The organism is Amycolatopsis ponsaeliensis, assembly GCF_030182635.1.
Taxonomy (GTDB): domain Bacteria; phylum Actinomycetota; class Actinomycetes; order Mycobacteriales; family Pseudonocardiaceae; genus Amycolatopsis; species Amycolatopsis ponsaeliensis.
In genome coordinates, this window is sequence record NZ_JAPZLD010000001.1 from 91,904 (window position 1) to 110,745 (window position 18,842).

The 18,842-nt window shown below is 70.7% G+C and carries 15 protein-coding genes; 9 read left to right on the plus strand and 6 right to left on the minus strand.

Annotation, left to right across the window (positions count from 1 at the left end):
• The first annotated feature begins 10 nt into the window (after window positions 1-10).
• The 3 genes from QQ657_RS00355 (at window position 11) to QQ657_RS00365 (ending at window position 1,617) form a co-directional block, all read left to right on the plus strand.
• Complete coding sequence (locus tag QQ657_RS00355; RefSeq protein WP_284739953.1) at window positions 11-475, plus strand: MarR family winged helix-turn-helix transcriptional regulator; 465 nt, start codon at window positions 11-13, stop codon at window positions 473-475.
• 34 nt (window positions 476-509) lie between these two features.
• Entirely contained in the window at window positions 510-947 is a 438-nt protein-coding gene (locus QQ657_RS00360) for a hypothetical protein (RefSeq protein ID WP_284739954.1), read from the plus strand.
• Between the two features lie 91 nt (window positions 948-1,038).
• A complete protein-coding gene (locus tag QQ657_RS00365) occupies window positions 1,039-1,617 on the plus strand; it encodes a DUF8817 family protein (protein ID WP_284739955.1) in 579 nt (192 codons plus the stop codon).
• Window positions 1,618-1,696: 79 nt separating this feature from the next.
• Here QQ657_RS00365 and QQ657_RS00370 read toward each other — a convergent pair whose 3' ends face one another.
• The 3 genes from QQ657_RS00370 to QQ657_RS00380 form a co-directional block, all read right to left on the minus strand.
• A complete protein-coding gene (locus QQ657_RS00370) occupies window positions 1,697-2,902 on the minus strand; it encodes a vWA domain-containing protein (protein WP_284739956.1) in 1,206 nt (401 codons plus the stop codon).
• Entirely contained in the window at window positions 2,899-4,122 is a 1,224-nt protein-coding gene (locus QQ657_RS00375; protein WP_284739957.1) for an AAA family ATPase, read from the minus strand. Before QQ657_RS00375 ends, QQ657_RS00370 begins: the two co-directional genes overlap by 4 nt.
• Before the next feature lie 75 nt (window positions 4,123-4,197).
• The gene (locus tag QQ657_RS00380; protein ID WP_284739958.1) at window positions 4,198-5,487 is read right to left on the minus strand and encodes a hypothetical protein; all 1,290 of its coding nucleotides are present in this window, start codon (window positions 5,485-5,487) and stop codon (window positions 4,198-4,200) included.
• A 225-nt stretch (window positions 5,488-5,712) separates the two neighbouring features.
• On the opposite strand from QQ657_RS00380, the gene QQ657_RS00385 reads away from it, so the two are divergent.
• Complete coding sequence (locus QQ657_RS00385; RefSeq protein WP_284739959.1) at window positions 5,713-7,506, plus strand: GNAT family N-acetyltransferase; 1,794 nt, start codon at window positions 5,713-5,715, stop codon at window positions 7,504-7,506.
• Here QQ657_RS00385 and QQ657_RS00390 read toward each other — a convergent pair.
• Window positions 7,442-8,176 (minus strand): AMP-binding enzyme, encoded by a 735-nt coding sequence (locus QQ657_RS00390; protein ID WP_284739960.1) that lies wholly within the window; start codon window positions 8,174-8,176, stop codon window positions 7,442-7,444. The genes QQ657_RS00385 and QQ657_RS00390 overlap by 65 nt on opposite strands.
• An 81-nt stretch (window positions 8,177-8,257) precedes the next feature.
• The gene (locus tag QQ657_RS00395; protein WP_284739961.1) at window positions 8,258-8,941 is read right to left on the minus strand and encodes a TetR/AcrR family transcriptional regulator; all 684 of its coding nucleotides are present in this window, start codon (window positions 8,939-8,941) and stop codon (window positions 8,258-8,260) included.
• A 204-nt stretch (window positions 8,942-9,145) separates the two neighbouring features.
• Here QQ657_RS00395 and groL point away from each other — a divergent pair, with 204 nt between their 5' ends.
• The 4 genes from groL to QQ657_RS00415 all read left to right on the plus strand — a co-directional run bounded on the left by groL (window position 9,146) and on the right by QQ657_RS00415 (window position 15,708).
• The gene (gene groL / locus QQ657_RS00400) at window positions 9,146-10,756 is read left to right on the plus strand and encodes a chaperonin GroEL (protein ID WP_284739962.1); all 1,611 of its coding nucleotides are present in this window, start codon (window positions 9,146-9,148) and stop codon (window positions 10,754-10,756) included.
• A gap of 153 nt (window positions 10,757-10,909) precedes the next feature.
• Entirely contained in the window at window positions 10,910-14,341 is a 3,432-nt protein-coding gene (locus QQ657_RS00405; RefSeq protein ID WP_284739963.1) for a caspase, EACC1-associated type, read from the plus strand.
• 9 nt (window positions 14,342-14,350) lie between these two features.
• Window positions 14,351-14,713, plus strand: coding sequence for an effector-associated constant component EACC1 (locus QQ657_RS00410; RefSeq protein WP_284739964.1), 363 nt, complete (start codon window positions 14,351-14,353; stop codon window positions 14,711-14,713).
• A gap of 50 nt (window positions 14,714-14,763) precedes the next feature.
• Complete coding sequence (locus tag QQ657_RS00415; RefSeq protein ID WP_284739965.1) at window positions 14,764-15,708, plus strand: sigma factor-like helix-turn-helix DNA-binding protein; 945 nt, start codon at window positions 14,764-14,766, stop codon at window positions 15,706-15,708.
• Window positions 15,709-16,270: 562 nt separating this feature from the next.
• Here QQ657_RS00415 and QQ657_RS00420 read toward each other — a convergent pair.
• Window positions 16,271-17,464, minus strand: coding sequence for an oxygenase MpaB family protein (locus QQ657_RS00420; protein WP_284739966.1), 1,194 nt, complete (start codon window positions 17,462-17,464; stop codon window positions 16,271-16,273).
• 208 nt (window positions 17,465-17,672) lie between these two features.
• Here QQ657_RS00420 and QQ657_RS00425 point away from each other — a divergent pair, with 208 nt between their 5' ends.
• Entirely contained in the window at window positions 17,673-18,836 is a 1,164-nt protein-coding gene (locus tag QQ657_RS00425; protein ID WP_284739967.1) for a TetR/AcrR family transcriptional regulator, read from the plus strand.
• Window positions 18,837-18,842 lie beyond the last annotated feature (6 nt).

Below are 18,842 nucleotides of genomic sequence, written 5' to 3' on the forward strand. Positions count from 1 at the left end.
GGACGTGGCGGTGGCGGAGAACAGCGGCTTCGGGAACGACCTCGTGTGGTTGTCGGTGCTGGTGCAGCGCCGGTACGTGCAGATCTGCGCCGAACACGACCTCACGTCTGCGCAGGCGACTCTCCTGTGCGTGATCATGGATGAGCCGCAAGGCATGGGCGAGCTCGCGCAGGCGCTCGGAGCGGCGAAGAACGCACTCAGCGGGCTCGTCGACCGCATGGAACGGCGCGGGCTCGTGCGGCGGGAGACGCTCCAGCACGATCGGCGGACGGTGACACTCAGCGCCACCGCTCTCGGCAAGCAGATCGTCGGTGCGCTCTACGCCGACGTCGACGAACGGATCGCCGAGATCGCCGGTGCGCTGCCTGCCGATGAGCGCCACCGGTTCGCCGGCTCCGTCGCCCGGATCACGGCTCCGGTCCGCCGGACGTCGTCGCCCGTGCCCGACGCGGATCGTCTCGGGGTCGGCGACTAGAACGAGTGGGATACTTCGCGCAGGAGGGACATCGATGGGCTCTGGTGCGGAGTTGGGGATCATCGTGCCGGCGTTCGTGGTTCTGGCCGTCGTGATGGTGATCATCAGGATCCGGTGGCCGGAGAAGTTCCGGGCTTTCGGCCGGGTCCCGCCGCCGGACCCGGCCCACGCACGCGAGTTCGCTGCGCTGCGCGACGAGGACTACGACCTCGTCCTGAAGGGCGGGGCCCAGGTGAACCGGCTCAACGCGACGTGGCTCTTTGCCAGCCTGCTGGTCAGCCGCGGCCAGATCGAGCTGCGCATCCATCGCACCGAAACGATCCGGATCACCCGCGCCGAGGTGACCGGCCTGTGGTGGGTGCGTGCCGGTCGCGGCCTCAAATTCCGAACCGCGTCGGGCCGGTTGGACAAGGTGACGGTGTGGCCTGGGGACAAAATCGAGAAACAGCTGGCCGACCTCGGCTGGCACTGAAGTTGTCATGCCTTCGAAGGGGACAGTCATGCTGTTCGCATGAGCAAATAGCTCGGTGTCGTTTCGACAGGTCCGGGCATAGTTTCGGGCGATGGCGAACGAACTGACCATTCCGCTCCTGCCCTGTCCTTCCATCGATGAGATCGCGTCGTTCTACGAGATGCTCGGCTTCGAGATCACCTATCGGCAGACGCGGCCGAACCCGCACGTCGCGCTGCGACGGGAGGACATCAATCTGCACTTCTTCGGGATGGACGGCTACGACCCGGCGCAGTCGTACAGCACGTGCCTGGTCATCGTGGCGGACACCGGCGAGCTGTTCGAGGCCTTCGCGGCGGGGATGCGTTCTGTGCACGGGAAACTGCTCGTCTCCGGCATCCCGCGGATGACCCGGCCGCGGCTGCGCAACGACCGGTACACCGGGTTCACCGTCGTCGATCCGGGTGGCAACTGGATCCGGATCACCAAGGCCGCCCAGGAACCCGAGGCGCGGACCAAGCTCGCCAAAGCCATGGAGAACGCCGCGAGGCAGGCGGATGCGCGCGGCGACGAGCGTCAGGGGCTGAAGATCCTGGAAGGCGCGTTGAAGCGGGCGACCGGCGACGAACCGGAGTTTCAGGCGGTGCGGGAGTACCGCGACGAGCTCACCGAACGGATCAACGGGGTCTGAGCCACGTCCAGCGGGCAGCCCGCACTCGGTGGGCACGCTGTAGAAGGCCATCGCCCGCCGAGTGCAGCTCGTCGACCCATCAGCCCACGGTGACCACTCTCGCCCAAGCAGGGGGCGCTTCCGGCCTGTAGTGCGGATTGTTCTCGTCCACCGGACGCGGCCGGGAGAACAGGCCCACGATCGTCCGGCCGGGCGGTCGTGCCTCCGGCCACGGTGTCTGGCCGTCCGTCAGGACCACGATCACGTCGGCACGGGGGTTGCCGCGCTGGACCTTCACGAAGCCGGTGCGCAGATCCGTGCCGCCGCCGCCCACCAACGGGATTCCCTCGGCACGGCACAGCTCATGGGTGACGTGGGCGGCGGCGTCGCACGACAGCACCGAGACGAGATCGCGCCGGCCGCCGACCGCGTGGACGATCGCCGCGATTTCGAGGAGTGCGCTCCCCAATTCGGCGTCGCTCACCGAGCCGGAGGTGTCGACGATCACGCAGACGCGCGGCGGCCGGCGCCGCAGGCTCGGCATGACAACCCCGGGCAGGCTCGCCGACCTGCGCACGGGCCGGCCGTAGGTGTAGTCCTCCCCGGCACCGGACATCGCCGAACGGACCGCCGCCCCCAGCAGCTCTCGCCACGGCTGCGGCGGGTGGAACGCCTCCTGCGCCCAGCGCTGCCAGCCCTTCGGGACATCGCCGGGGCTCCCGTTGATGCCGTGCGCAACCCGGAACCGGACGGCGTCGCGTTCCTGCGCGCTGAGCCCGTGCGCACCCTCGGCACCCAGATCCCACTCGCGCTCCAGTCCGTCCGCGCCGCTGCCGCAGTCGAGCCAGGCGTATCCGGCCGTGTAGGGCCCAAGACTGAACTCGCGCAGGTAGTCCTCCATCAGCTGCCCCTCGCGAAGCCTGAGCGACGCCGGAAGGACGGCGCTCTCGGGCCGCACCAGGCCGTCGCCGAACACGTCGTCGTTGATTTCGCAGTCCGCGGCGATGTTCATCCGCAATCGCTCTCCCGGCCCGGTCAGCTCGTGCTTCACGGCGAACCGGTCGCTGCGCCCGTGGTGGTCGCGCAGCAGGTGGGAGACCTCGTGCACCCAGACCCCGGCCAGCTCGGCCGGCGGAGTGCGGTCCACGAACGCCGGCGATGCGTAACAGCGCCAGTGACGGTCCACGGCCATCGTCGGCACTCGCCGGGATTCCACCGTGTGCAGGGCGAACAAGGCCGTCGCGAGATACGGCCGGCTCCGGACGGCGTGCAACCGAGCGGCGAACAGCTTCTCCTCGTCCATCATCGGCGCTCTCCCACGCCGGCCGCGGCCTCGTCCGCCCGCCGCGACAACGACACCGCCACGGACAGCCGCTCGATCGCCGCCGGCACCTGCCAGTCGTCGCGGCGCAGCGCGGCGAGCGTGGCCGCGGGCACGACCACCAGGTCCGGCGCGCCGGTTTCCAGCGCTCGCACCAGCAGCGACCACGCCGCGTTCCACCGGGACAGCTCCGGCCGCTTGCGCACCGCCGCGACCACGCCGTCGAGCACCGTCCGGCGCAGGTCGCCACGCTCGGGCAGCACCGCCGCCTCCGGGTCCGCGAGCAGTGTTTCGGGGTCCGGCAGATCCATCCGATCCAGGCCGGCCAGCAGTTCCAGACCGGGACCGTCGCCGACGGCACCCCGCACCAGCATGGACAACACGTCCCGGGAGACGCCCGCCGCGGTGGTGAACGCGATCAGGCGCAGCGCCATCTCCCAGCTGCGTGGGGAGGGCCACGGACCGCCACGGCGTGCTTCGTTCTTCGGCAGCTGGTGAACCAGTTCGGGCCGGGCGGCGAGCAGGCCGCAGACGGCGCGGCGGGCGAAGGTCACGGCGTCGGGCAGCCGCTCCCGGTCCAGCCGTGGCAGCTCCGCCTTCGGCCACGTCCCGCCCAGCCCGCGGAGCACGACGTCGTGGTCGTAGGTCCACTGGAGATGGACGAACCGGTTGGCCAGCGGCGGGCTCAGCTCCCACCCGTCGGCCGCGGAGGAACGCGGATTGGCGGCGGCGACGATCCGGATACCCGGCGGCAGCCGCAAGGCACCGACCTGTCGCTCGAGCACGACGCGCAACAGCGCGGCCTGGACGGCGGGCGGCGCGGTGGACAGCTCGTCCAGGAACAGCAGACCGCGGCCGGCGCGGACCAGGCGCACGGCCCACTCCGGCGGGGCCATCGGCACCCCCTGCGTCGCGGGATCGTCGCCGACCACGGGCAGCCCGGAGAAGTCGGACGGCTCGTGCACGCTCGCGATCACCGTGGTCAGGGGCAGGTCGAGAGCCTCCGCGAGCTGGTTCAGCGCGGCGGTCTTGCCGATGCCCGGCTCGCCCCACAGCAGTACCGGCAGATCGGCGGACACGGCCAGTGTCAAGGCTTCCAGCTGGGTGTCGGCACGCGGCTCGGTGGTCGTGTCGTGCAACAGGGTCAGCAGATCGGCGGCGACGTCGAGCGGTCGGAGGTGTGCCGCTTCGGAAGAAATATCCATGGCAGTAGACAGTTTTGATCACCTTGGGGTCGGTTCGAGGCCGGGTGCCGGCCAGGCGGGCGGAGAGGTGAGAGGTCAGGGACGGGTCGCGTGGCGCGGCCGGATCCGCGCAGCACGCCGGAGTTTGTCCTTTGTGGACGAAATCGGACCGGATCCGGCCAGCCCGGCCCGGTATAGCCCGTGGAGCACCTGCCGGCGCACGGCCGTCTCGAGTTCGTCGCGCAGTGCGCCGCTGCGCAGGAGCACGTCCGGTCCGAGCAGACCTTCGACGGCGGAGAGGGCGCCGGCGTTGTCGCCGTGGTCCAGCCGAGCTCGGACGTCCACCAGGCTTTCCGGGTGCCGGTGCGCCTCGTCGATCGCGCGCAGGCACGGCAGCTCGGTGCCGCCCAGCGCGCCCAGCAGCTCTTCGCGGCGGATCTCGGCGGAATCGTGGTCCAGCGGGACAAGAACCCCGTCCACCACGGCGATCCGATGGGTGGCACCACGACATTCGACGAAGCGCGAATTCGGCGAGCCGTCCGGAATCCGTGCCGCACCGGCCGGCCGGTGGCCGGGTCGAAGGGCCGAGGCGACGAGCGGGTGCAGCCGGTCGGCGTCGATCAGTCCGGCGTGGAGCAACCGCAGATCGGGCGGGACCCAGGTCGCGGCGTCGGACAGGACCGGCACCGCCCGGCCGCCGGCTGCCGCACCCGGCGCGCCCAGGTGCACCAGCAGCCGGCGCCGGCTGGTGAGCCGCACGGCGACGACGTCGTCCGCGCACCTGTCCGCGTGCAGCAGCAGCGCCGCTTCGGCGATCCACCGGTCCACGGCGCAGGCGCCCACCCCGTGTCCGGACCGCTCCCGCAGTTCACCGGTCCGGCGCGCGTCCCACAAGTGGCGGTGCAGGTCGAAGCGATGACGGCGGTCGGGACGGGGATGTGGATGAGGACCCGCGTCGCGCCGGGACGGTGTCCACAGCGCGAGGCTGATCCGTTGACCGGCATTCGCCCAGGCGGGCGGCGTGCGCGCCACGAGGTGTATCGCACCGCCGCTGTCAGTGGTCGAACAGTACCGAGCGAGGGACACGGTGAGGCCCGGCCGCACCAGGCCGTCCGGGCTGATCCTCGGGAAATGCCAGCGAAGCAGGTCAGGAGCCAGGTGACGCAGATCGGCGCGGACCTGTGCCGCCAACCCGGCGCCGTGGGTACGACCCACGGCTCGCAGGTCCAGATCCACATCGACCCGCGCGGCGGCGCAGGCCCCGGCCCAGTCGCCCACCACCCGGCGGGCAGTCGCTGACTCGATCATCGATTGCGGCACGGCGAACTCGCGCACGCGCGCCCAGAAAAGGAGGCGGAAGTTCTCGTTCGCGGTCAAAGGGTGCATCAGCACTCACCTTTGGCGAACGGAACCCCCGATCTGCTGGAGTAGGTAGTCATCGCGGACGAGCGTAGCAGGACCGCCGGGACACCAGAAGCAGCTGCCGCCCGTCTGCTCGCGCACTCCGGCGGGAATCGAACGAGGAGCGGTCGAGCTGTTTGCCCGTTCGACACACTTTGCCGATCGTCGTTCGGCACCTCACGCTTGCTGCCCCAGTGAGAACATCTTGGCATGAGTGACCTGACCGGACCGGTGAAGCTGAGGGCGGCGCGGCCGGACGAAGCCGAAGCGCTCAGTGGGCTGACAATGCGTTCCAAGGCGTATTGGGGCTATGACGAAGCGTTCCTGGCCGGCTGCCGGGATGAACTTCGGCTTCGGCGCGGTGAGGTCGTCGAACGGCGCACCGTGGTCGCCGAACGGAACGGCGTGGTTCTGGGTGTGGCCACTTTCGAGGGTGATCCGCCGGAGGGTGAACTCGGCCTGCTGTTCGTGGAGCCGGACGCGATGGGCCGCGGCGTGGGGCGCATGCTCTACCAGCATGTGATGGAAGCGGCGGGGCGGCTGGGGTTCACCCGGGCGACGATCGAATCCGACCCCAACGCCGAGGGGTTCTACCTGGCGATGGGCGCGCAGCGACACACCGTTGCCCAGCAGGACGCGGACCGTGCCCTGCCGGTGCTGGTGGCGTGGCCGGTTCGTCCGGAGCCCTCCTGGTCGGTGGTTTGGAACGCGGGAGGACCTGCGGTCCGGGTCGGCAATGTCGCCGAATTCAACGGCCAGTTCGCCGGCGGTGTGCGGGGTCCCGACCACTATTCGTGCCTGGCCGCGTTCTGCGGTCCGCGGCCCGCGATTCTCGTTCTTCCCCAGCAGGTCGGCGATTGGTGGGTCCGGGACATCAGTGCCGCACTCGGCTGGAGTGACGTGGAGGTGATCAGCGGGATCGCCGGTGACGGCCGGGTTTCCGAGGCGATCGTGGCCCGGGCGGAGTTGTGGGAACGCCTCGCCTCCCGGGCAGCGCCCGTGCTGCCGTGGGGGCGGACGGCGGCGTTCGAACCGATCGCCGCATCACCCGGCGGTGTGCTGGCGGCCATCAGACGGTATGAGTCCAAGAGGCATGCGCACGCATTGTTCCGTGCGCTCGCTTCCGAGCACCCGGGAATCGTCGTCCCCGCACAACGGCAGGTCGGTTCGCGTCGCGCCCTCGCCCGGGAGTTGGCCGGAGGGACGCGGGTGGTTCTGAAGAGGGAGTACGGCGTCGGCGGGTCGGGCACGCTGATCGTGTCCCCTGAGACGGAAGGGCTCCGAGCCCTGGCACGGCGCTGGGCCGGCGACGTGCTGCTGGAGGAGTACGTGGAGGGACCGGGCCCCTACCGCAATCCCACCTTCGACGCAGTCATCGACTCCGACGGCGAGGTTCACCCGGTCGGCGTCGGCCTGATGGACGTCGAGGAAACCAGCTACCGCGGAGTCACCGTCGGTCCCGGTGTTCTGGCCGAGCCGCTGACCGACACGGCCGTCCGGTTCGGGGGCGCGGTGGGCCGGGCCTTGGCTCAGGAGGGCTATCGGGGTTGGTACGACGTCGATTTCGTCACTGACCGGTCAGGTCGTCTCGCTCCAGTCGAGATCAACCTGCGGCTCACCGGGCCGGCTGTCGCGTTCCACCTTCAGGCTGCCTTCGATCGCTTGCGAGGAGGGTGTCACTTCGTCCGCACGCTCGACCGGTTGCCGCTGGGTGCGCGGCTGCCGGCGGGGGCGCTGCGTGAGCACGTCGCCCGTACTGCCCAGAGGTGCCGGGTGCTCGGCGCGTCCCTGCTGGTCACCATCCCGACGGCGGCCTTCGATCCCGTCCCTTACCTGGGTGTGGCGATCGCGGCGCGTACCAGGCGGATCCTCGAGGAGGCGGAGAACGTCGTCCGCGGCGCGAACGCGGCCCTGGGCGAGATGTTCGGCGATCTGGAGGTCAGCCTGCGCGATCCTCGCGGACCGCGAAGGCGACGAGCACGGCCGCGGCGATCATCAACGTGATGTTGAACCCGTAGACGAGGGCGGCCTGACGCTCCCAGTCGTTCTTGGCGGCGAGCCGGTAGAAGTTGTCCTGCGGCCACCAAGCGACCAGCAGCCAGACCACCGACAGGTGAGCCAGCGTGGTCAGCCATGGCGGGCGTCCCATCCCGAGTAACCGCCTGCGGCCGAGGAACAGGAAACCGGCCCCCAGTCCGAAGGACAGGCATTCGGCCACATAGAGCACGGTGAACAGCCCGGCCCACGGCTGGGGCACCACCGACAGGTCGGTGGAGCCCGGCCAGAAAGTGTTGGTCAGCAGGAACGCCGGCACGGCGACGATCACTGCCAGAACCAGCATGACCGGCCCGGGCGGCCCATCGCCGAACGCGGGCAGCGACCCCTTGCCGCCTGCGGCTCGTCCCGGCAGCACCGGGAGCGGAAGACCTTCGCGGTCCACCTCACCGGAACTGGTGCGGGGCAGGGAGTCCACCACTATCACGGCCCGGGGGATCCGGTCGGATCGCACCCGCTGGGTGGCCAGGAACGCCCGGATCTCCGCTGGATCGGTTCGGCCGGCGGTGACAACGTACGCGACGAGGGTGTTCCGTGACCCGGTGTGGATCGTGGCGACCACGCACTCCCGCACTTTCGGATGCCTGCGAAGTTCCGCCTCGACATCGTCATAGCCCATAACGGATGTCTCCAAGCGTCGGAAGAGGCGTCAACCCGCACGATGGTACGGGACATCCGGTTCTCCCTTGCCGCAAAACGGTCAGTTGGAGGCTCCGTCCGGGTCGGCGGCCCGGAGGGCGGGGGCGAGGCAGTCCAGGGCTTCGCGCAACAGTTCGGGCAGCGGCCTCTCCGTGACGACCAGAAACCCCTTGCCGGCCAGCGTGTTCTCGGCCGGTGGACGCACCCAGCACTGCATGGCGACCCGGATGGCCGCCGAGACCGCGGCGGCGAGCACGTCGGCGGTGAGGGACTCGGTGTCGCCGATGCGATCGGCCAGCGCGGCGGCGAGCGGGGACTGGACCGCGGACGCGGCCTCGATGAACTCCGCCCGCAGCCGCGGTGTCGTGGTGATCATCGTCAGCGCCTCGCCGGCCGGTTCACCGGTGTACTGCTCGACGACCGTGTCGATCACCGCTCGATCCAGGGGTTCGGTGGCGGGACGGGCGCGCAGCGCGGCCGCGATCCGCAACGCCCGTTCGGCCGTCACCGCGGCCACGATGGCCTGCTCCCGGCTGGAGAAGTAGTTGTTGTAGGTCCGGGGTGACACGCCCGCGGCGTCGGCGATGTCGTCGACCCGCACGTTGTCCGGGCCGTGTTCCAGCGCCAGGCGCAGCGCGGCGACGCTGAGGGCCTCGCGGGTGGCCAGCTTCTTCCGCTCGCGCAACCCGAGGCGGGGACCGGGATCCGGCTCGTCGTGGTCGTGGTCCGGTTCGTGCGCTGCCATGCCGCCAGCCTAACCACGATCATGCGCGAACGCAATTTTGCGTACACGCACTTTTGTGTATGGTGGGGCTGGCACTCGGCATCGCGGAGTGCCAGCCGGGTTGCCGGTGCCGGCGGGATCGGCTGATCCACCCGTCGCGGGCACCGGCACCGGCCACCCGGCGAGAACCCCTGCCGCACTCTGTCCGGAAAGGACGACACCGCAATGGCCAAACTGATCGCGTTCGACGAGGACGCCCGCCGCGGCCTCGAACGTGGGCTGAACATCCTCGCCGATGCCGTCAAGGTGACCCTCGGCCCGCGGGGCCGGAACGTCGTGCTCGAGAAGAAGTGGGGCGCGCCGACCATCACCAACGACGGTGTCTCCATCGCCAAGGAGATCGAGCTCGAGGACCCGTGGGAGAAGATCGGGGCCGAGCTCGTCAAGGAGGTCGCCAAGAAGACCGACGACGTCGCGGGTGACGGCACCACCACCGCCACCGTGCTCGCGCAGGCCCTCGTTCGCGAGGGGCTGCGCAACGTCGCCGCCGGCGCCGACCCCATCTCCCTGAAGCGGGGCATCGAGGCGGCCGTCGAGGCCGTCGTCGAGGAGCTGCACAAGTCCGCCAGGGAGGTGGAGACCAAGGAGCAGATCGCGGCCACCGCGTCCATCTCCGCGGCCGACACCACCATCGGCGAGCTGATCGCCGAGGCCATGGACAAAGTCGGCCGGGAAGGCGTCATCACCGTCGAGGAGAGCAACACCTTCGGCCTCGAGCTGGAGCTCACCGAGGGCATGCGCTTCGACAAGGGCTACCTGTCCACGCACTTCGTGACCGACACCGACCGGATGGACGCCGTCCTCGACGAGCCCTATCTGCTGTTCACCTCGACGAAGATCGCCACGGTCAAGGACTTGGTGCCACTACTGGAAAAAGTCATGCAGGCCGGCAAGCCTCTGCTGGTGGTCGCGGACGACGTGGAGACCGAGGCGCTGGCCACGCTGATCCTGAACAAGCTGAAAGGCACCTTCAAGTCGGTGGCCGTCAAGGCGCCGGGCTTCGGTGACCGTCGCAAGGCGATGCTCCAGGACCTGGCGATCCTGACCGGTGGCCAGGTCATCAGCGAGGAGGTCGGCCTGAAGCTGGAGAACGCCGAGCTGTCGCTGCTGGGCAGGGCGCGGAAGGTGGTCGTCACCAAGGACGAGACGACGATCGTCGAGGGTGCGGGCGACGCCGACCAGATCCAGGGTCGGGTCAACCAGATCCGTGCCGAGATCGACAACTCGGACTCGGACTACGACCGTGAGAAGCTGCAGGAGCGGCTGGCGAAGCTGGCCGGCGGCGTGGCCGTCATCAAGGCCGGTGCCGCGACCGAGGTCGAGCTCAAGGAGCGCAAGCACCGCATCGAGGACGCGGTGCGCAACGCCAAGGCCGCTGTTGAAGAGGGCATCGTCGCCGGTGGTGGCGTCGCTCTCATCCAGGCTGCCGAGGCTGCGTTCGCGGGTCTGAAGCTCGAGGGCGACGAGGCCACTGGTGCCAACATCGTCAAGGTGGCCGTCGAGGCGCCGCTCAAGCAGATCGCGATCAACGCCGGCCTCGAGGGTGGCGTTGTGGTGGAGAAGGTCAAGGGCCTGCCGCAGGGTCACGGCCTGAACGCTGCCACGGGTGTTTACGAGGACCTGCTCGCCGCCGGTGTGCCGGACCCGACGAAGGTCACCCGTTCCGCGCTGCAGAACGCCGCTTCGATCGCGGCGCTGTTCCTGACCACTGAGGCCGTCGTGGCGGACAAGCCGGAGAAGGCTTCAGCCGCCCCCGTCGGCGACATGGACTTCTGAAGCCGGCGCGACCGTGAGCGGCCCGCGCCCGGTTCGGCTCGGGCCGCTCTGGGCCACGATCGAGGGCGCTTCGCGCTTCTCTGTAACGCACGGTTCCGAGCTACAGATACTGATGCCCGTGAGCAAAACCGGCCCTGCCCCCAGCGAGCTGCGGTGACCGATCTGCGCGCGGCGGGCTCGCGGGCGGTCCTCATCGGCACCGGGTGCGCCACCGGTGGTTCCGGCGCGGCCGGCCTCACTGGTGTCCCGGCCGTCGCGGCGACGGTGACCGATCTCGCCACCACGCTGGTCGACCGGTGCGGGATGACGGCCGGCAACGTCCGGGTCGTCCTCGATCCGGCCCTGCCGTTCGGTGTCGGTGAAGCGCTGGCCGAGGAGACGCGGCGCGCGGAAGACGCGCTGCTGATCTACTTCTGCGGTCACGGGCTGGTCAGTCTCGACGGCACCCTCTACCTGGCCACCGCCGCCACCGACAGCCGTCCGGGGTACCTGACGCACACCGCCGTCGCCTACGCCCAGGTGCGTGACGCCGTGCTGGAGAGCCCGGCGCGCGTGAAGATCGTCATTCTGGACTGCTGTTACTCCGGGCGCGCGTTCGCGACGCTGGGGGATACGGCCGGGCCCGAGGCGACCGGTCTCTCGCGCATCCACGGCGGTTACGTGCTGACCGCCGCCGGTGCGAACGAGGCCGCCCTCGCACCGCCGGGGGACCGGCACACCGCGTTCGGCGGTGCGTTGATCCAGTTGCTGACCGAAGGCGACCCGGACGGCCCGCGGGAGCTGACCCTGCAGCACGTGTACGCCCACCTGCGGGAAATGCTGCCCGCGCGCGGCTTTCCGCGACCTCGGCGCCTGGCGACCGAGGCGGCCGACGGGTTCGTCCTCGCGATCAACCCGGCGTTCCGGCTCACCGACACCGACCCTGACACCGAACCAGGCACCGGCGACGAAGACGCCTGCCCCTACCGCGGGCTCGCCGCGTTCGACACCGGGGACTCGGCTTGGTTCTTCGGCCGCGCCGACGAGACGCGCACGCTGCTCGACCGAGTCGCGAAGGCGCGACCGGGCGACCCGCCGGTGACCTTGGTCGGCCCGTCGGGGGTGGGCAAGTCCTCGCTGCTGCGCGCCGGCGTGGCGTTCGGCGCGGCCCACGCCGTGGAACCTCGCCTCCCGATCGTGTTCACTCCTGGGCCGCGGCCGCTGAGCGCCCTGTACGAAGCCTTGGCCGACCGCGGAACCGGGCCGATCCTGCTGGTCGTCGATCAGCTCGAGGAGATCTTCACCGAGTGCGCCGACCGCCAGGAACGCGACAGCTTCGTCGCGGCCCTCACCGCCGGGCCGGACGGCGACGGGCTGCTGGGCAACGCCGTCGTCCTGCTCGGCCTCCGGGCGGACTTCTATCGCCACTGCCTGACCTACTCCGGACTGCGCCGCGCGTTGGAGACCAGCCAGGTCCTGCTCGGCCCGCTCTCGGGTGCCGAGCTCGCGACCGCGGTCCAGGCGCCCGCCGCGGCCGCCGGGCTGACCCTGCAGGCCGGGCTGGTGCAGATCGTGCTCCAGGACGTGCACGACCAGGCCGAGGCCCTCGCGGCGGACAAGGGCACGGAGCTCGACCTGCAGCAGGGCGAGGTGCTTCCGCTGCTCTCGCACGCGCTGCGGGAAACCTGGGAACGCCGCCAGGGCGGCCTGCTGACCGTGACCGGGTACGCGAACTCCGGCCGCGTCGCCCGCGCTGTGGAGACCTCGGCCGAGCGAGTGCACGATGCCCTCGACGAGCCGGGCCGCGTGGTGCTCCGCGCGCTCGCGCTGCGGCTGGCCGCGGTGCAGCAGGGGATGGCCATCACCCGCCAGCTGGTGGCCCGGGACACGCTGGTCGACGACGTCGCGCCGGAGACCCGGCCGGTGGCCGAACGCATCCTGGACGCGCTGGTCGCGAGCGGACTGGTGGTGACCGACGGGGACGCGGTCGGCCTGGCGCATTCCGCCGTCCTGCGGGCGTGGCCGCGGCTGCGGACGTGGCTGGAGGACAGCCGCCAGTCGCTGCTGGTGCGCCGCCGGCTGGCCACGGCGGCCGAGCGCTGGCACGACGAGCACCAGCGGCAGCGCCTGCTGTACCGGGGCGCCCAGCTGACCGTCGCCGCCGAGCTGGCCGAGCAGGGGGACACTCCGCTGCCCGTGCGGTCACGGGCGTTCCTTGACGCGAGCACGGCCCGGCGGCGTCGTTTCCGCCGGGTGTCCGCGCTCGCCGCGGCCGTTCTCGTCGTCACTTCGGTGGTGGTCTACGGAACTGCCGTGCGCGGCCAGGAATGTCCGTCCGGCCTGCAGTCCTCCAGCAGTGTCACCTTCGGCGACGAATGCGTCGGCGTGACGGCCGGGACCTACGTGTTCCGGCCGGAGCTGGCCGCGGTCGAGCACCGGATCGCCGAGGAGAACGCCCGTGTCGAGTCCGGCGGTGGCCCGGCCGTCACGGTGGCGCTCATGGCTCCGTTCCCGGTGGGCAACGGGAACGGCGTGTTCTCCGTCGATTCGATCCGGCGTCAGCTGGAAGGTGCCTACACCGCGCAGGTGGCCGCCAATCGGCTCACCCCGGAGGTTCGGCTGGTGCTGGCCAACGAAGGGGCGTCGGAAGGCGCCTGGGAACCGGTGGTCGGCCAGCTGGCGGGGATGACCTCCGGTGCGGCGCCGCTGGTGGGCGTGATCGGTATGGGCGTCAGCTCGCCGGAAACACTGCAGGGTGTCCGCGCACTCGGAGGCAAGGGCCTGCCCGTCGTGGCTTCACTTGTCACCGCCGACGACTTCGACGAGGAACCGTTGAACCTGCTCCGGGTGCGGCCGCCCAACGTTCAGCTGGCTGCCGTCATCGCCCGGTACATCCGGGACAGGGAACTCAAGGGCAAGGCCGTGCTGGTCGGCGACACCGACTCCGGCAACCTCTACGCCCAGTCGCTGGGGGAGGACGTCAAGGACCAGGTCGGCCCCACCGTGGAGTCGATGACCGTGCACGGCTATGTCGGCTCGCGAGGCTCGAGGTTGGCCTCCTTTCCCAATGTCGTGCGAGGCTTTTGCGGCACTCGCCCCAAGCTGGTGTTCTTCACCGGGAACCAGGGAGATCTCGCCGGTTTCCTCGACGCGGTCGCGGAGTTCGACTGTGGCCCGATCGAGGTGGTCGCCGTGGAACCCGGCGACGTACTTCTCGACCGGGACCGGAGCTCCCGCCTCGCGGCCTCGAACATCGCCGTCACCGCGTTCATCCCGGCCGGCTGGGCAGTGCCGTCCGGACCGGCACCCGAGAACCCGGCTCGGTACCAGCGATACCGGGACGACTTCGCCGCCGCGGGGTTCGATCCGGCGGGCGCCGCGACCGGGGACGCGATTTCGACGCACGACGCACTGATGACGCTGGTCACCGCGGTCTCTGCGGCACGGCCGTCCGGGTGGGTGAACCCGGCCGCCGTGTCCGTGCCCGGAGCCGAAGAGGACCTCGACTTCGGCCCGCACGGCGTCCCGGCGCGCAAGGCGGTCGGGATCGTCCGGTACGCCGACGGGAAGCCACCACAAACGATCGACGTCGCCCACACAGAGTAGGAGCCCGAAGTGGACCTGATCATCCGGATCACCGCCGACGACGCCGTCGCGGAACTCGGTTCCCTGAACGACTGGCTGTCCGCCGACGAGCAATTGCGCGGCCGCATCCACGTGCTCGCCGCGGCCGGCGAGCCGGGCACCCTCGCCGCCGGACTTCCGGAGGCGCTGGCCGTGGCGCTCGCGCCGGGCGGTGTCGCGACCGCGGTCGCGACGGTGCTCGTCACCTGGATCCGGCACCGGACCGGATCGGTGAAGATCACCGGCACCCGCCCGGACGGTTCGACGTTCGACCTCGAAGCCACGCACGTGCGCAACCTCGACGCGGCCGCGGTGCGGGAGTTGACCGCCGAGATCACCGACGCTCCCGAATGACCGAAGGCCGGGCGGCCCACTCGCGGGGTGGAGTGCGCCATACTCGCGGGGTGACCCCAGCCGCGGAGCTCGGAGCGGGACGACAACAGCTGTTCGGCCTGGCGTATCGGCTGCTGGGAGCCGCGGACGAGGCCGAGGACGCCGTCGACGACGCGTACCGGCGCTGGAAAAGACCGGGCTCCGAGGTGACTGCGCACTCGCGAGAATCGCTGACGGCGGTCGTCACGCGGCTCTGTCTCGTCCGGCTGCGCGCTGTGCGGGCCGGCCGTGAGGACTACCGCGGTCCGTGGCTGCCGGCGCCGGTCCTGACCGACGCGCTCGGCCCGCTGCCCACGGCCGAGCAGCGAGACTCGGTCTCCCTCGCCTTGCTGGTCTTGCTCGAACGTCGGACGCCGCACGAGCGCGCGGTGTTCGTGTTGCGCACCGCTTTCGAGTACCGGTATCGCGCCATCGCGGAGATCCTGGAGCTGTCGCCGGGGAACTGCCGCCAGCTCTACCACCGCACGACGCAGCACCTCGCGAGCCGGAGGCCGCCCCGTCAACCGGATCGTGGCGAGCGCGTGCGGCTGGCCGGGCAGTTCCTCGCCGCGATCAGAGCCGGTGAACTGGGTGCGCTTGAAGCGATCTTGGCGCGGGACGTCACGCTCTGGGCCGACGGTGTCCGTCGTGTCGCCACCGCGCCTCGCCCCGTCGAGGGCAGGGAGCAGGTGGCTTGTTTCCTCGTCGCGGCGTTCCGGAGGATCGCGGTGCCGGTCAAGTTCGGGTTCGCCGAAGTCAACGCGGGTACGGCGATACTCGCGGTTGCCGGTGGGACGCTGCTGGCCGTGGTGGCGATGGAGATCGAAAACGGCCGGATCGTCGGTCTGCGGATTGTCGCCAAGCCGGAGAAGCTGTCGTTCGTGGCCCACGGGTTGTCCGCACGTCCGGAGGCGGATTGCTCCTCCGGGGAGTCCCTGGCGAGGCGCTCGACTCAGGGGCTTCGCGAACCGCGGTGACCAGGAATCCTGTTTCGCCGTGCGCGACTTCGACGTTGCCTGTCGGCAGCGGGCCTGCGCGCTGGCGTGCTTGGTCGCTGAACCCTCGATTCCGTCCGGGAACCGGCGATCACCGGGTGCCGCCGAGCATGGTCGCCCGGCAGCGTTGCTCGTCAGCCGCGAGGTAGGCGCGGACGGCAGGCTTTCGGTGCGGCACTGGTGATGCTGCTGGGCAGCATGCTCGGCGGCCAGAGCGCTGCGCAGGCGACGACGTTCGGCTGGGTCTACTTCTCGTTCCCGACGTGGCTGGGCAACTGCGAGAGCGGCGGGAAGGTCACTGCAACAAGTGGCCGGGCTACTACAGGTACGTGTTCCGGGACGACGTCGTACCGACTCGCAACAACCAGACGCTGTGGGTCGGCGCAGCCGGCTGGACGCGCAACTAGCGGCTCTGGTCCCTGTGGCGCGGCGACCGGTCGCTTGCGTGTCGCCGCGCCGACGGGCTCGGGCGTCAGCCGTCCACTGTGACCACCGCCTCGCCGGACTGGCGGTGCCGCGCGGCGTCACCGGTGCTGTCCCGGGGTCAGGCTCCGGGGCGGTTCCCGGTCGGGATCGTGATCGGGGTGCTCGTCGGGGACGTGACCTTGTTGAGGAAGAGCATCGCGATCGCGCGCACGAACTGGTCGAACAGGTAGAAGCCCGCCGGTGCTATCGGCAGGAGCCCCTCGCGGAATGCGATGTACGCGGGCCATCCCGTGCGGACGAGGGCGGCCGCCGCGTAGTCGCGGGGGAGGTGGAGCCAGTCGCCGATCGCGTCGCTCAGGACGTAGCGGACGAACTCGTTGAGGAATCCGCGGGTGACGCCCAGGTCGATCTGCGCTGTCAAGCCGAGCAGGTCCTCGGCCAGTTCCTTGCCCTCGGTCGTGGGGGACAGGAGCGGGGTGAGGACCCGCGTCGACTGCGCGTCGGCCTCGGCCCACGTCTGGGGGATGAACTCGTCGCGCACGCCGAGCAGGTGGATGGCGACCTGCCACTGGTGCAGGAAAGCCGCTTCGTCCGCGGCGGACATCGGGACGCGCCAGTCGAGCAGCTTGCGGTGGACGAACGTGCCGAGGCTGTGGAACGTCACCAGGATGTCGCCGTTGCTGATCGGGATCTGCTCGTCGGCGACCGCCCGCCAGTGCGGTGACTGCGGCAGCAGGTGGCGCACGGCCGCGTGCACCAGCCTCGTCTTGTTGGCCGTGACGACGAACTGGCCCGTCGGCTCGAACGCGTTCAGGTCGCTCAGGTCGTAGCCGAAGGTGAACGTCTTGGCCGCGCGGTCCTGCATGTTCGCCCCGCCCGCGGACCAGTAGACCGACTTGGCCTCCCGCGGGATCACCGTGCTCATGATGCCGCTGCCCAAGCCGTAGAGCATGAACAGGTAGGTGTCCTTGCGCCGGTTGAAGTCCGCGGCGCGGCGCAGCTTGACCGGGTCGGCCCAGGAGGGCAGCCGGTTGGCCTGCTGGAGGTAGGCGGCGAGGTCTGCGGGCAGGCCGGTGGGCAGCACGTCGTTGTTGTTCACCCACGGCCGCAGCGCGGTGTTGACCGCGGGGACCCCGCCGGTGTCGACGATGCCCGCCATCAGGCGGTCGACTTCGTCGTCCCAGGTCCACCAGGGGTCCGTGCCGGCGGCGGCACCGCCGGCCGACGCCCAGGCCGGGACGACGCCCGTCGCGCTCGCCAGGCCCAGCGCGACACCCAGGGAGAGGACGTTCCTTCGGCTGAGATTGCTCATTTACTTACCTAGCTTCCTTGATAGGCATTGGCATGAGCTGAGCAGGTGCAATGGGAGATTCCTCATTAACATAGCGAGGCCGGTCGCGGGTCGGCAAGGGGCTCGCCGGGCTGAATCGGTCCGCCGCGGCTTCGCGAGTCCCCGGCTCGCTTCGTGGTTGACTGGCACGCATGGCCTTGCTCCCGCGCACCCCCGCCCGGCGGCCGCGGTGACCGCCGAGCCGGCCGCGGCCGTCCGGCCGCGCAACCGCAGGCAGCTCATCGTCGAAGCGGGCGCCACCGTCTTCAGCGAGCGCGGGTACCACGCGGCGTCGATGGAGGAGATCGCGGCCGGCGTGGGCATCACCGCGGCCGCGCTGTACCGGCACTTCCCGAACAAGTACGCCCTGTTCGCCGAGTGCGCGAACGTCATGGTCGACCGGCTCGTCGCGGCGCTCGGCGAGGTACCCGCCGACGCGGCACTGGCGGAGGTCCTCGCCGCCGTCACACGAGTCACCGTGGCCCACCGCGGGGCCGGCGGCGTGTACCGGTGGGAGGCGCGGTACCTCAACCGCGAGGACCGCCGGGTGCTCAAGGGGAAGTTCGCGCACGTCGTCGAGCGGGTGGCGGAAGTGGTGCGGCGCGAATACCCGTGGCCGGACGAGCACCTGCGCGCCGTGGCGGCCTTGGGCGCGATCGGTTCCATCACGATGCACCACAACTCGATCGCCCGCCGCCGGGTCGAAGACCTGCTGCGGGCGTCCGCTCTTCGCGTGGCCGCGGCCGATCCCTCGGCGGCGCTCGCGGACGCGCGCGTCGTCGAACTGCCCGCGCGACCGCAGCCCCGCACCCGGCGGTCGGAAATCCTCGCGGCGGCCATCCCGCTGTTCGAACGCGACGGGTTCACCGCCGTCACGAACGGCATGATCGCGGACGCCGTGGGGCTGGCGCCGTCCGGGCTCTACCGGTACTTCCCGGGCAAGGCCGACATCCTGGCGGCGGCGTGCCTGCAGGCCGCGGGCCTGCTGGCCCAGGCGGTCGAGCACAACCTCCGCGGCGTGACCGATCCGCACGACGCCTTGACCGCCCTGACGGCGACCTACGTCGCGTACAGCTTCGAACACAACGCCCTCACCAGCGTGGCCGACGCCGAGATCGTCGGGTTGCCGGCCGGCCTGCGCCGTCCGCTGGTCGTCGCGCAGCGCGAGCACATCGCCGTGTGGGAGCAGTACCTGCGGCAGGCGCGGCCGGGCCTCGACGCGCGCCAGGCGCGGGTGCTGGTGCACGCCGGTTTCGGCGTCGTGGTCGAGGCCGGACGTCGCCTGCGGTGGCGGAACAGCCCTGAGCATCGCGCCGCGGTCGCCGCGCTGCTGGTGAATGCCCTGGACCTGTGAGCGACG

Coding starts and splice junctions, on each gene's coding strand:
- QQ657_RS00360 (WP_284739954.1), top strand. CDS start 510: ATGGGCTCTGGTGCGGAGTTGGGGATCATCGTGCCGGCGTTCGTGGTT.
- QQ657_RS00365 (WP_284739955.1), top strand. CDS start 1,039: ATGGCGAACGAACTGACCATTCCGCTCCTGCCCTGTCCTTCCATCGAT.
- QQ657_RS00370 (WP_284739956.1), bottom strand. CDS start 2,902: ATGATGGACGAGGAGAAGCTGTTCGCCGCTCGGTTGCACGCCGTCCGG.
- QQ657_RS00375 (WP_284739957.1), bottom strand. CDS start 4,122: ATGGATATTTCTTCCGAAGCGGCACACCTCCGACCGCTCGACGTCGCC.
- QQ657_RS00380 (WP_284739958.1), bottom strand. CDS start 5,487: ATGCACCCTTTGACCGCGAACGAGAACTTCCGCCTCCTTTTCTGGGCG.
- QQ657_RS00385 (WP_284739959.1), top strand. CDS start 5,713: ATGAGTGACCTGACCGGACCGGTGAAGCTGAGGGCGGCGCGGCCGGAC.
- QQ657_RS00390 (WP_284739960.1), bottom strand. CDS start 8,176: ATGGGCTATGACGATGTCGAGGCGGAACTTCGCAGGCATCCGAAAGTG.
- QQ657_RS00395 (WP_284739961.1), bottom strand. CDS start 8,941: ATGGCAGCGCACGAACCGGACCACGACCACGACGAGCCGGATCCCGGT.
- groL (WP_284739962.1), top strand. CDS start 9,146: ATGGCCAAACTGATCGCGTTCGACGAGGACGCCCGCCGCGGCCTCGAA.
- QQ657_RS00420 (WP_284739966.1), bottom strand. CDS start 17,464: ATGAGCAATCTCAGCCGAAGGAACGTCCTCTCCCTGGGTGTCGCGCTG.